The sequence below is a fragment of the Agrobacterium sp. Azo12 genome (assembly GCF_029193765.2).
In the GTDB taxonomy this organism is placed as follows: Bacteria; Pseudomonadota; Alphaproteobacteria; order Rhizobiales; family Rhizobiaceae; genus Agrobacterium.
The window spans coordinates 945087-957202 of record NZ_JARFYO020000001.1 but is presented as its reverse complement, the minus strand read 5'-3'; the positions used below and the strand labels follow the sequence as shown (position 1 = coordinate 957202).

Annotated in this window: 10 protein-coding genes; 3 read left to right on the top strand and 7 right to left on the bottom strand. The window is 54.7% G+C overall.

Annotation, left to right across the window (positions count from 1 at the left end; translation table 11 throughout):
* Window positions 1-8 precede the first annotated feature (8 nt).
* Complete coding sequence (pgl, locus tag PYL13_RS04330) at window positions 9-707, top strand: 6-phosphogluconolactonase (protein WP_275640562.1); 699 nt, start codon at window positions 9-11, stop codon at window positions 705-707.
* Between the two features lie 123 nt (window positions 708-830).
* A complete protein-coding gene (gene edd / locus PYL13_RS04325) occupies window positions 831-2651 on the top strand; it encodes a phosphogluconate dehydratase (RefSeq protein ID WP_275640561.1) in 1821 nt (606 codons plus the stop codon).
* 78 nt (window positions 2652-2729) lie between these two features.
* Here edd and PYL13_RS04320 read toward each other — a convergent pair whose 3' ends face one another.
* From PYL13_RS04320 to PYL13_RS04295, 6 genes are all read right to left on the bottom strand, one after another.
* Window positions 2730-3086, bottom strand: a complete 357-nt coding sequence (locus PYL13_RS04320) for a hypothetical protein (RefSeq protein ID WP_192487035.1) — start codon at window positions 3084-3086, stop codon at window positions 2730-2732.
* 296 nt (window positions 3087-3382) lie between these two features.
* A complete protein-coding gene (locus tag PYL13_RS04315) occupies window positions 3383-4474 on the bottom strand; it encodes an ABC transporter ATP-binding protein (protein ID WP_275640560.1) in 1092 nt (363 codons plus the stop codon).
* Window positions 4475-4492: 18 nt separating this feature from the next.
* Window positions 4493-6148 (bottom strand): beta-galactosidase BglA, encoded by a 1656-nt coding sequence (bglA, locus tag PYL13_RS04310; RefSeq protein ID WP_259147449.1) that lies wholly within the window; start codon window positions 6146-6148, stop codon window positions 4493-4495.
* A gap of 33 nt (window positions 6149-6181) precedes the next feature.
* A complete protein-coding gene (locus PYL13_RS04305; RefSeq protein WP_275640559.1) occupies window positions 6182-7342 on the bottom strand; it encodes a carbohydrate ABC transporter permease in 1161 nt (386 codons plus the stop codon).
* A 1-nt stretch (window position 7343) separates the two neighbouring features.
* The gene (locus tag PYL13_RS04300; protein WP_250983593.1) at window positions 7344-8357 is read right to left on the bottom strand and encodes a carbohydrate ABC transporter permease; all 1014 of its coding nucleotides are present in this window, start codon (window positions 8355-8357) and stop codon (window positions 7344-7346) included.
* Window positions 8358-8464: 107 nt separating this feature from the next.
* Window positions 8465-9826 (bottom strand): ABC transporter substrate-binding protein, encoded by a 1362-nt coding sequence (locus PYL13_RS04295; protein WP_250983592.1) that lies wholly within the window; start codon window positions 9824-9826, stop codon window positions 8465-8467.
* 289 nt (window positions 9827-10115) lie between these two features.
* Here PYL13_RS04295 and PYL13_RS04290 point away from each other — a divergent pair, with 289 nt between their 5' ends.
* The gene (locus tag PYL13_RS04290; RefSeq protein ID WP_275640558.1) at window positions 10116-11138 is read left to right on the top strand and encodes a LacI family DNA-binding transcriptional regulator; all 1023 of its coding nucleotides are present in this window, start codon (window positions 10116-10118) and stop codon (window positions 11136-11138) included.
* Between the two features lie 68 nt (window positions 11139-11206).
* On the opposite strand, the gene folD is transcribed toward PYL13_RS04290, so the two are convergent.
* Window positions 11207-12106, bottom strand: a complete 900-nt coding sequence (gene folD, locus PYL13_RS04285; RefSeq protein ID WP_275640557.1) for a bifunctional methylenetetrahydrofolate dehydrogenase/methenyltetrahydrofolate cyclohydrolase FolD — start codon at window positions 12104-12106, stop codon at window positions 11207-11209.
* Window positions 12107-12116 lie beyond the last annotated feature (10 nt).

Below are 12116 nucleotides of genomic sequence, written 5' to 3'. Positions count from 1 at the left end.
ATATGCTTATGGACGCACAGATGCATGTTTTCGAAAACGGCCCGGCGCTTGCTGAAAAGCTGGCCGCCGACGTTGCCGAACGCCTCAAGGCAGCGATCACCGAGAAGGAGACGGCCAGTATCGCCGTTTCCGGCGGCTCTACGCCAAAGCTGTTTTTTCAGGCGCTGTCCAAGCACGATCTGGAATGGAGCAAGGTTAATGTGACGCTGGTGGATGAGCGTTTTGTTGCCGCAGATAATGACCGGTCCAACCACAAGCTGGTTGCCGACAATCTGCTACAGAATAACGCAAAGTCCGCATATTTCATTCCGCTTTATCAGGCGGCCGCAACACCGGAAGATGCTGCGACCCTTGCCACGGTAAAGACGGAACCGTTCTGCGATCCGTTCGACGTGGTTATTCTCGGCATGGGAACCGATGGGCACACCGCTTCGTTTTTTCCCGGTGGAGACAATCTCGAAGAAGCACTCGACCTCGATGAACCGCGCAGTGTTCTGACAATGGCGGCGGAAACCGCAGGCGAAGAAAGATTGACCTTCAATCTGTCCAGCCTGCACGATGCCCGCTTCCTTGTTCTGCACATTGAAGGTGCTGCCAAGAAGGAAACGCTTGAAAAAGCGAAGGCCGATCTGGACGAAGACGAAATGCCCATTCGGGCGGTGCTGAACAGGGCAGATTCGCCCGTAAACATCTATTGGGCACCCTGATTTTTCCGGCCGGATCGTGACCGGCCGGAAACCGGGTTTACCCCAAGACTGACAACAACATGAACATCGGCCTGTCCGTCCCAAGCGGAGGCCGATGGTCACCAACAGACAGGATGAACGCCCATGGCCGCCGATTCCCGTATTCAGGCAATCACAGACCGTATCGTTGAACGCTCCAAACCTTTCCGTGAAACCTATCTGGAGCGACTTAGGCTTCAGGTTTCAAAGGGTGTTCACCGCTCTGTTCTCTCATGTGGTAATCTGGCACATGGATTTGCGGTCTGTTCCCCCGCCGACAAGGACATCCTTGCCGGCGACAAGGTTCCAAACCTCGGCATCATCACTGCATATAATGACATGCTCTCGGCGCATCAGCCCTATGAGATCTACCCGAACATCATTCGTGATGCGGCGAAGGAAGCTGGCGGGATAGCGCAGGTTGCCGGCGCGGTTCCAGCCATGTGTGACGGTGTTACTCAGGGGCAGCCGGGCATGGAACTGTCGCTGTTTTCGCGTGATGCCATTGCCATGACTGCCGGCATCGGCCTGTCGCACAATATGTTCGACGCTGCCGTCTACCTCGGCGTCTGCGACAAGATCGTCCCCGGTCTGGTGATCGCCGCTTTGACCTTCGGTCATCTGCCCTCGATCTTCATTCCTGCCGGTCCCATGACAACAGGCCTGCCGAATGACGAGAAGTCCCGTATTCGCCAGCTTTATGCGGAAGGCAAGGTCGGTCGTGCCGAACTGCTCGATGCGGAATCCAAGTCCTATCACGGTCCTGGCACCTGCACCTTCTACGGCACAGCCAATTCGAACCAGATGCTGATGGAGATCATGGGCTTCCATATGCCCGGTTCTTCCTTCATCAATCCCGGCACCGAGCTGCGCGATGCACTGACGCGTGAAGCGACAAAGCGCGCACTGGCGATTACCGCACAGGGCAATGAATTTACCCCAGCGGGCGAAATGATCGACGAACGTTCTATCGTCAACGGCATCGTTGGTCTGCACTCCACTGGCGGTTCGACCAACCACACCATGCACCTCATCGCCATGGCGCGCGCTGCAGGCATTGTCCTGACTTGGCAGGACATTTCTGATCTTTCCGACGCTGTGCCGCTGCTGGCTCGCGTCTATCCGAACGGTCTTGCCGATGTGAACCATTTCCATGCTGCAGGCGGCATGGGCTTCCTCATCAAGCAGCTTCTCAAGCATGGTTTCCTGCATGATGATGTGCGCACGGTGTTCGGCCAGGGTCTCGAAGCCTACACCGTTGACGCAAAACTTGGTGAAAACGGCTCGGTCATTCGTGAAGCATCCCCTGAGGTCAGCCATGACCCCAAGGTTCTTGCCAGCATCGAAACACCGTTCCAGCCCACGGGCGGCCTGAAAATGCTGACCGGCAATCTCGGCAAGGCCGTGATCAAGATTTCTGCCGTCAAGGCCGAGCGTCATGTTATCGAGGCACCGGCTGTGGTGTTTAACGATCAGCAGGAACTTCACGACGCCTTCAAGGACGGCAAGCTCAACCGCGACTTTATCGCTGTCGTGCGCTTCCAGGGACCAAAAGCCAACGGCATGCCCGAACTGCACCGCCTGACACCACCATTGGGTGTGTTGCAGGACCGTGGCTTCAAGGTGGCGCTGGTGACTGATGGTCGTATGTCTGGTGCATCAGGCAAGGTGCCTGCCGCCATTCACGTGACCCCAGAGGCCGTTGACTGCGGTCCGATCTCGCGTGTTCGCGATGGCGACATCCTGCGCCTCGACGCCGTCACCGGCACGCTGGAGATTCTGGTGAGTGCGGCAGAACTTGCTCGCCGCGAACCGGCCACGGTGGACCTGTCTGGCAATGAATGGGGCATGGGCCGCGAGTTGTTTGCGACATTCCGCCGGAATGCCGGACCGGCAGACCAGGGCGCCAGCGTTCTGTTCAACTGAACCAGTTTCCCTAAATATAAAAAGCCGCGTTGGTGACAACGCGGCTTTTTCATATCCAGACGATGGACATGCTCCTGATTACCAGGATCGAAGATCAAGGGTCCTATCGCGATGCGCCGGATGCGTGCTGAACACAAAAATCCGGTCCAATTCCTTCTGCGTCAACAGACGGAGGAAACGTACCTGCATGGTGTTGTTGGCGTGGACTCGCATCAACACGCAGCCAATCTTGCTGATACGGGCGTCAGGGATATCCAGATAAAATTGCTGCGGCAGGTTATACTGTGTCAAAAGAGCAAGAACTGCTTCCGACTGTGAAATCTTGATAACATCACAACGACGGGAAGCCATATTCATGACTGCTTTTTCAGTATATTCGATGCGCGCCGCATTCATCGTATCTTCCATCTTAAACCGCCCCTCGCGGTCATACATGAAAGACTCTTCCCTGCTGAAGTAACTGCTTTTTTGAATATTAGGACGGGCGTTCACAATATTTCCCCACTGAATTTATGGGTTCATACTAAGATCAGAATCTTTAAAAGTTTGTTTGCGCGTTTCGATATGAAACACTTCGGTAAATGCAGTGTAACCGGCCGAAAATGGCTTGATTTTCAGGCACTCCGCACCCATCAAACACTTGAATTTGCCTCACCTTTCGCCTCCAGAAACTAACCTTCAAACCGCAAATTACGCAATTTGAAGGTTAGCAGAAGGTTTACAAATTCATTCTATTTGCGATAAGTCGCCCCGTTCGCGTCAAAGAGATGCAGTTTTTCTCTCATCGCGTTAAACTTCAAAGTCTGACCTTTCTGGACATTCGCGATGCCGGGGATTTTTGCGATGACCGGCTCCTGAACAAAGCCACTGTCGATATAGAGAAGCGTGACCTCGCCCAAGGCTTCGACAATTGAAACCTTGCCTTCAAACAGGTAATCTTCACCGTCCTTGGCAATGTAAAGATCCTCAGGGCGAACACCAAAACTTGCCGTCTTGCCAACCTCGCTTTGCGCGGTCTCGATGGCAATGCGAAGGTTCTGGTTGCCGTTGAGTTCGAGCGCAGTTTCCGGACCAGCAGCGGTTATCTTGACCGGCAGGATGTTCATGGCAGGCGAACCGATGAACTGGGCGACAAACAAGTTGGCGGGGCGTTCATAGAGATCAAGCGGTGCCCCGACCTGCTCCACACGCCCGGCATTCAGAACAACGATACGGTCCGCAAGCGTCATGGCTTCCACCTGATCATGCGTTACATAGATCATCGTCGTGTCGGGCATCTGTTCGTTGAGCTTGGCAATCTCGATACGCGTTGCAACACGCAGTGCTGCATCGAGGTTGGAAAGCGGCTCGTCAAACAGGAAGACCTTCGGGTTACGGCAGATGGCGCGACCGATTGCAACACGCTGACGCTGGCCACCGGACAGCGCCTTTGGCAGGCGTTCCAGATACTGGGTCAGCTGCAGGATGTCTGCAGCGGCCCTTACCCGCCGGTCGATCTCCTGCCGGCTTTCCTTGGCGATCTTCATGCCGAACGCCATGTTATCATACACGGTCATGTGTGGATAAAGCGCATAAGACTGGAACACCATGGCAATGCCACGACGGGACGGAGGGATTTCGTTGACCAGTTGGCCATCGATAAACATCTCTCCGCCGGTGATGTCCTCAAGCCCGGCAATCATGCGCAACAAGGTCGATTTTCCGCAACCGGAAGGACCGACGAATACGATGAATTCGCCCTGCTTGATATCGAGATCGATACCATGCAGAACCTTTACCTGCCCATAGGACTTGCGAATGTCTTTAAGTGTCAGACCCGCCATTCTACCCTCCCCGTTTTCTCAGGCATAACGCGCGAAAAATGCGCCCCATGCAGGCAATTCAATATTGCGTCCGTTCAGACTGCTTTCAAAGCCATGGCCTTCCAGAACTTCCCAGTTGCCGTCAGGCAGTGCCGCCGTGGCAGCTGCCGGAGACAGGTTGAAGAAGCAGACGATGGTTTCGTTGCCCTTGGAGCGGGTGTAACCAACGACGCTGTCGCTGACCGGCAGAAACTCGATTCCGCCCTTGGCGAAAGACGGGTGCTGCTTGCGGAACGACAGGAAGCGACGATAATGCTCCAGAACCGAGGCGTCGTTGCCTACCTGCGTGCTGACGGCACGGGCCTTGTGCTCGGCAGGAATAGGCAGCCAGGTCTTTTCAGAGGTGCTGAAACCTGCCTGTGCATGACCGGCATCCCAAACCATTGGTGTGCGGCAGCCGTCACGACCCTTGAATTCCGGCCAGAACTGAATGCCGTATGGGTCCTGCAGGTCTTCGAAGGCGATATCGGCTTCGGTCAGCCCAAGCTCCTCACCTTCGTAAATGCAAACCGAACCGCGCTGCGTCAACAACAGGGCTGAGAGCACCTTGGCATAGGCATCCTTGTCGGCCACATCTGCACCCCAGCGGCTGACGTGACGGACAACGTCGTGGTTTGAAAATGCCCAGCACGCCCAGCCTTCAGGCGCGGCTGTCGCAAAGGCTGCCTGAACATCTGCCACACGCTGCGGGGTGAGCGCATCCGGAGCCAGGAATTCGAAGGCGTAGCACATCTGCATCTTGTCATCGCCGGAGGTATATTCCCCGACAATTTCCAGACCACGCTGACTGTCGCCGACTTCACCGACGGCGGCAATATCCGGGAACTCGTCCAACACGGCGCGGAAGCGCTTGAGGAATTCCAGGTTCTCCGGACGGTTCTTGTCGTAGAGATGTTCCTGGAAGTTATACGGATTAACGGCCGGCGCAGTCGAAGCATTGCGGCGCTCTGGTGCAAGAGCCGGGTTGTCGCGTAGTTCCAGATCGTGGAAATAGAAGTTGATGGTGTCGAGACGGAAACCGTCCACGCCACGCTTCAACCAGAAACGGGTGGCATTCAACAACTCGTCCTGCACCTGCGGGTTATGCAGGTTGAGGTCGGGCTGTGAGGTCAGGAAGTTGTGCATGTAATACTGCATGCGGGTCGGGTCCCACTGCCAGCCCGGGCCACCGAAAATCGACAGCCAATTGTTGGGCGGCGTGCCATCCGGCTTACCATCCGACCACACATACCAATCGGCCTTCGGATTATCACGGCTGGAGCGGCTTTCAACAAACCACGGATGTTGGTCGGATGTGTGCGACATCACCAGGTCGATCATGACCCGCACGCCCAGTCGGTGGGCTTCGGCGATCAGACCATCGAAATCAGCCAGCGTGCCAAACATCGGATCGACGTCGACATAGTTCGACACGTCATAACCGAAATCTTTCATCGGCGAGGTGAAGAAAGGCGAAATCCAGATCGCATCTGCACCGAGGCGAGCAATATGTTCGAGGCGGTCGGTAATGCCTTTCAGGTCGCCGATGCCGTCTCCATTGGAGTCCTGGAAAGATCGCGGATAAATCTGATAGATGACAGCACCGCGCCACCAATCCTTGTCAGACTTAAGAGCGGATGTAACCGAAGACGTCATTGCATTATCCTTGGTATAAGCATTCATAGAATATCAGCCTCCCTTGACGGAGCCGGCCAGCAGGCCGCGTACGAGATAACGTTGAAGGGCGAAGAAAACGCAGAGCGGCACGATGATGGTGACGAAGGCCGATGCAGTAAGAATTTCCCAGTTGCCGCCGCGTGAACCAAGCAACGCATTAAGGCTGCCGGTCAGCACCAGCTGATCTTTCTGCGTGCCAAGAAAGACCATGGCGACAAGCAGGTCGTTCCATGTCCACAGGAACTGGAAGATTGCAAAGGATGCCAGTGCCGGGAACGACAGCGGCAGGATGATCTTGACGAAAATCTCGAAATCGCTGGCGCCATCAACACGCGCCGATTCAATGATTTCTTTGGGCAGACCGGAGATGTAGTTACGCAACAGATAGATAGCGAGCGGCAGGCCGAACGCCGTGTGCGCCAACCAGATGCCGGCATAGGTTTTGGATGGTACGCCGAAGATGTTGCCGATCTCGTTGTAAAGTCGCAACAACGGGATGAGCGACATCTGCAACGGTACCACAATCAGGCCGACCACCATGGCAATCATCAAAGAACGGCCGGAAAAGCGCATCCAAGACAGAGCATAAGCGGCAAAGGCGGCAATGAGGATCGGGATGATCGTCGCGGGAATTGTCACAGTCAGCGAGTTGACGAAGGATTGTCCTATGCCTTCTGAAAAAAGCACCGTGCGATAGTTGTCGAAGGTGAAGACCGGCGGAGACAGAACGGAGATGTAGATACGTTTGCCGCGAGAACCCTCAAAGCTGGCGTTCTTGCTATACTCATAAGCGCCGTCCTTCTGTAGCAGAAGGTTTTCGCCATCGCCGAGATCGACAACTTCACCGGTCGGATAGGCAGCAGGGTCCTGAACGCGCACACCAAATGCGGAGACCTGACCACCCTTGCCATTCTCGAATACCGAGCCGGAGATGATGAACTTGTCACCCTCCTGCCGTTGTGTTGATGGGTCAGCCAAGCGCACCGCTTCCGTTTGCGTTGAACTGGCAAAAGACGTCCACCAACCGGAGACGGTGATCTGATCCTTGTCACGTAGCGAGCTGACAAGGATGCCGAGTGTTGGCAGCAACCACAGAATGACGATCAACAGCACACTGGCATGAACGATCAGTCGTGGAAGGCCGACACGGCGAATACGTTTTACGATATCCATATCAGCGACCCTCCATTTCCTTGTTGGCCTGGCGAATGTTCCAGATCATGATCGGGGTCACAGCTGCCATGATGACCAGCGCAATAACCGCACTTCGGCCGCTGTCGCCGCCGCCGCGGAACATCCAGTCAAACATCAGGTTCGCAAGAACCATGGTGTTCCACTGGCCGTTGGTCATGGTCAGCACGATATCGAAAACCTTGAGAACGAGAATGGTGATCGTTGTCCACACAACCGCAATTGTGCCCCAGATTTGCGGCACCAGAATTTTCCAGAAAATCTGCCAGCCATTGGCGCCATCAATGACAGCAGCTTCAACGGTTTCCTCAGGAATCCCACGCAAGGCTGCTGACAGAATGACCATGGCAAAACCAGTCTGGATCCAGATCAGGATCACCATCAGGAAAAAATTGTTCCAAAACGGCATGGAGATCCATACTTCCGGATTGCCGCCGAAAAATGCGACAACAGCATTCAGAAGACCGATCTGGGTCTGCCCCTCGCCGCGATATTCATAAATGAACTTCCAGATAACCGAGGCGCCCACGAAGGAAATCGCCATCGGCATGAACACAATGCTCTTGGCAATATTGCCCCACCAGATGCGGTCGGTCATCACCGCGATAACCAGCCCGAAGAAGGTGCAGGCAGCCGGCACAACGGCAAGCCAGAGGATGTTGTTGAAAATCGACTGTCGGAAACCGGCATCAAAAAACGCCCAGCGGTAATTCGCCAGACCGACAAAATTCACGCCAGTCCTGTCATAAAAAGACAGATAGAACGTCGCGATGACAGGATAGACGAGATAGACCAACAGCAGGATAAGCGCTGGCCCGACGAATAGCCATGGACGCACAGCGGCTCTTCGATTGAGATTGCGAGAGGCGTCGATGACATTTTTTGCGCTTACAGGGAACAGAACCTGCAAAAATTTGTCGGAAAGCCAATAATAGGCGGCACAAGCAAATACACCGACAATCATGACGCCGATTGCCGAAACGATCTGAGCGATCACATTCCCCTCCCTTATTCCCGGTCGTCCGACCTTTTGCCGATCACGAGAACGAAAAGCTTTAGAAACAACCGCCCGGCAACGATGTTACCGGGCGGGGCAGGAAATGATTACTTCAGGCCGTCCCAGGCCTTCTGGATATCAGTCGCCACGGTTTCGGCAGACTTACCGCCGACGAAATCCACCATACCGGTCCAGAATGCGCCAGCACCGATCTTGCCCGGCATCAGGTCAGAACCGTCAAAGCGGAATGTCGTTGCCGAGGTGAGAATTTCACCCTGCTTCTTCATCTGCTCATTGCCGTAGGCATCGGTGTTCACACCCTTGAAAGGTGTGAGGAAGCTGGACTGCGCCATCCATACTTCGTGTGCGATTGGCGTCTTCAGGAACTCGACAAATGCCTTTGCAGTTGGCGATTCCTTGGTCACGGTCACCAGCGTACCTGCACCGAGAACCGGTTTTCCAAGCTCAGGCTTTGCAGCATAAGTTGGCATGTAGAAGAAATCGACATCGGTTCCGACCTTGGTACCCTCAGGGAAGAAGGACGGAATGAAGGATGCCTGATGGTGCAGGTAGCACTTCGGCGGAATGTCAAACAGACCCTTCGGGCTGTCACGGAAGTCGGTCGATGCAACGGCAGCGATGCCGCCGCTGACATATTTTTCATTCTTGGCAAATTTGCCGAATTCGTCGATAGCGGCAACAACGGCCGGATCATTGAACTTGATCTCGTTCTTGACCCACTTGTCATAAGTTTCCGGGCTGTGCAGGCGCAGCATCAGGTCTTCCACCCAATCGGTTGCTGGCCAGCCGGTTGCACCGCCTGAACCCAGACCGATGCACCATGGCGTACCGCCATCGGCAACAATCTTGTCGGAAAGAGCCAGCAGGTCTTCCATGCTCTCAGGCACTTCATAACCGGCTTCTTCGAAATTTTCCGGCACGAACCATACCAGCGACTTCACATCAGCCTTGAACGGGAATGCGAAATAAGCAGGCTTGCCGTCCTTGCCATTATAGGTGCCGTAGTTCACCCAGGATTCACCGGCGCCGTAATTGTCCTTGACCCAGGATGCGACGTCATCGCCGAGTGGCACGAGCAGGCCCTTGGCGGCGAGGTCAGCCAGCAGACCCGGTTGTGGCAGAATTGCGATATTGGGAGGAGAACCAGCCTGTGTATCGATAACGATCTGCTGTTCGTAATTTTCAGAAGAAGAATATTTTACATTAATACCGGTCGCATCGGCGAAATATGCCAGGACCGTCTGGAACAGGGCTTCATCTTCACCGCGCCATGGTCCGAAAATCGTCAGGGTCTGGCCCTTGAGATCGGCATGCGCTGTTTTGAAATCTTCGTAGCTTTTCCAGTTGAATTTTGCGTCTTCGCCAGGGGCGAATTTCAAATCCGCAGCCATTGCGGAGTTCATGAAAATGGCCATGGCTGCTGTTGTCGCCAGGAATGTCTTAAGCATGTGACTTACCTCCCATCACATCAAGATTTAAACCTATACAAACACCTCAAAGCGCTTTGGACGCTATTAATTCTCCGCACAAACATGAGGAGTCAAGTGCCTTATCTAACTGTAACGTTGCAGTTATCTTGCTTCAATAGGTTTTGCAACGAAATTGCAGTTTTGAGCTGTATTTTCCATTGAGCAAAAGGGAATGTGGCGTTACACAATTCAAAGCGCTTTGGAGTTGAATTTTTGAGACGTTGGCTCGTCTCGCTAAAATTTGGAAGCGTGCGGAGGAGGAGAAAAGATGAACCTGAAGCAATTGTCCCAGTTGCTCGGTCTGTCCCAAACGACAATTAGCCGCGCCCTGAACGGTTACCCTGAAGTCAATGCCGAAACACGCCAGCGCGTGCTTCAAGCAGCCAAGGATACGGGTTACCGCCCCAACCTGACAGCACGTCGACTGGCAACAGGCAAGACCGGCTCGATCGGTCTGGTCATGCCGACTGCCCCCGCCCATCAGTCCGACATGCATTTTGGCGAGTTTCTAAGCGGTCTAGGTGAAGAGGCTGCCCGGCATTCATTTCACATGCTGATCATGCCTGCCGATCCCAGCAACGAGGAAGACGCTTTGCGCTGGCTAGCCGGCAGCGGCAATGTCGATGGAATTTATCTGGCCTATATGCGGGAACGCGATCCGCGCATCGCGCTTCTCAAATCGTTCAACATCCCATTCATGGTACATGGGCGCTCGTTTGGTGCAGATGCCGATTACCCGTTTCTCGATGTCGACAATGAAGGCGCCTTTTACGATGCCACCAAATTGCTTTTGCAGCTTGGCCACAACCGGATCGGCCTGCTGAACGGCCCGGAAGGTCTGGATTTCACATACCGACGTAAGGCCGGTGTTGAAAAGGCATTGTCGGAATATGGCCTTGCGCTGCGTGCAGACTGTCTTCGGCATAGCGCCATGACGGACGAGATCGGTTTTCTGAATATGGAAGAGTTGCTCTCGCAGAAAAATCCACCGACCGCCATCCTCTGTGCCAGCACCACGCTGGCGCTCGGTGCCATTCGCTCCCTCAACCAGCGGGGATTGAAACCCGGCAAGGACGTGTCTCTGATCGCTCATGACGATGTTTTGCCGCTGCTGAAGCCGCATAATTTTTCCGTGCCGCTGACCACGACCCGTTCTTCCCTGCGTGCTGCCGGCATCCGGGTGGCGCAACGACTGATCAATCGCATTTCGTTTGATGAGGTGGACCCGGTGCAGGAACTGTGGAAAGCAGAGCTTGTGGTGCGCGCATCGACCGGACCTGCCCCGGTCTAATCCGGCGGTTAAAGCACGCTGCATTTGTCAACGATTGCAACGTGCTTCTACGCTCAAGTCAAAGCGCGTTAGAATGTCGGCGCAGTCTTTCCGCATTTTCTGTAGGCGGTGATCACTGTGTTTGCCATCAGCATGGCAATTGTCATCGGGCCAACGCCGCCGGGAACCGGCGTAATTGCACCAGCAACCTGACTTGCTTCTTCAAACGCAACATCGCCGACCAGGCGGGTTTTGCCCTCGCCTTTTTCCGGCGCGTCAATCCGGTTGATACCGACATCGATCACCGTTGCGCCAGCTTTGACCCAATCAGCCTTGACCATCTGCGGACGACCAACGGCGGCCACCAGAATATCTGCGTTACGGCACACGGCTGCAAGGTCCTTGGTGCGTGAATGTGCCATGGTGACAGTCGCGTTTGCGTTCAGCAAAAGCTGCCCCATCGGTTTTCCAAATAGATTGGAACGGCCAATGACAACGGCATTCAAACCCGACAGGTCTTCGCCGTTAATATCCTTGACCAGAAGCATGGCGCCAGCCGGTGTGCAGGAGATCAGGCCCGAGGCCAGATCACCAGTGGCGAGCTTACCTGCATTGACGACGCTCAAGCCGTCGACATCCTTTTCCGGCAGGATCATCTGAATGACCGGTTCGGAATCAAGGTGTTTTGGAAGCGGTAACTGCACGAGGATTCCGTGGATAGAAGGGTCGTCATTCAAGGATGCGACCAGTGCCTCAAGCTCAGCCTGCCCGGTTTCCAGCGGCAATGTGTGTTGCACGGAGTTAAAACCGCACTGCTTGGCCATTCTGCTCTTGGAACCAACATAGGCATGGCTGGCGGGATCGTCGCCCACGATGATGACGGCTAAGCCTGGCTTTACGCCAGCGGTCTCTTCCAGCGTCTCAGCAGCAACACGAACTGCCTCCGTTACCGATACCGCTTTCGCTTTTCCGTCAATAACCTGAACCATGCGCCTGCCT

Excerpts from the sequence above, each read along its gene's own strand:
- pgl (WP_275640562.1), top strand. The coding sequence starts at position 9 with ATGGACGCACAGATGCATGTTTTCGAAAACGGCCCGGCGCTTGCTGAA.
- PYL13_RS04320 (WP_192487035.1), bottom strand. The coding sequence starts at position 3,086 with ATGTATGACCGCGAGGGGCGGTTTAAGATGGAAGATACGATGAATGCG.
- edd (WP_275640561.1), top strand. The coding sequence starts at position 831 with ATGGCCGCCGATTCCCGTATTCAGGCAATCACAGACCGTATCGTTGAA.
- PYL13_RS04315 (WP_275640560.1), bottom strand. The coding sequence starts at position 4,474 with ATGGCGGGTCTGACACTTAAAGACATTCGCAAGTCCTATGGGCAGGTA.
- bglA (WP_259147449.1), bottom strand. The coding sequence starts at position 6,148 with ATGACGTCTTCGGTTACATCCGCTCTTAAGTCTGACAAGGATTGGTGG.
- folD (WP_275640557.1), bottom strand. The coding sequence starts at position 12,106 with ATGGTTCAGGTTATTGACGGAAAAGCGAAAGCGGTATCGGTAACGGAG.
- PYL13_RS04290 (WP_275640558.1), top strand. The coding sequence starts at position 10,116 with ATGAACCTGAAGCAATTGTCCCAGTTGCTCGGTCTGTCCCAAACGACA.
- PYL13_RS04305 (WP_275640559.1), bottom strand. The coding sequence starts at position 7,342 with ATGGATATCGTAAAACGTATTCGCCGTGTCGGCCTTCCACGACTGATC.
- PYL13_RS04295 (WP_250983592.1), bottom strand. The coding sequence starts at position 9,826 with ATGCTTAAGACATTCCTGGCGACAACAGCAGCCATGGCCATTTTCATG.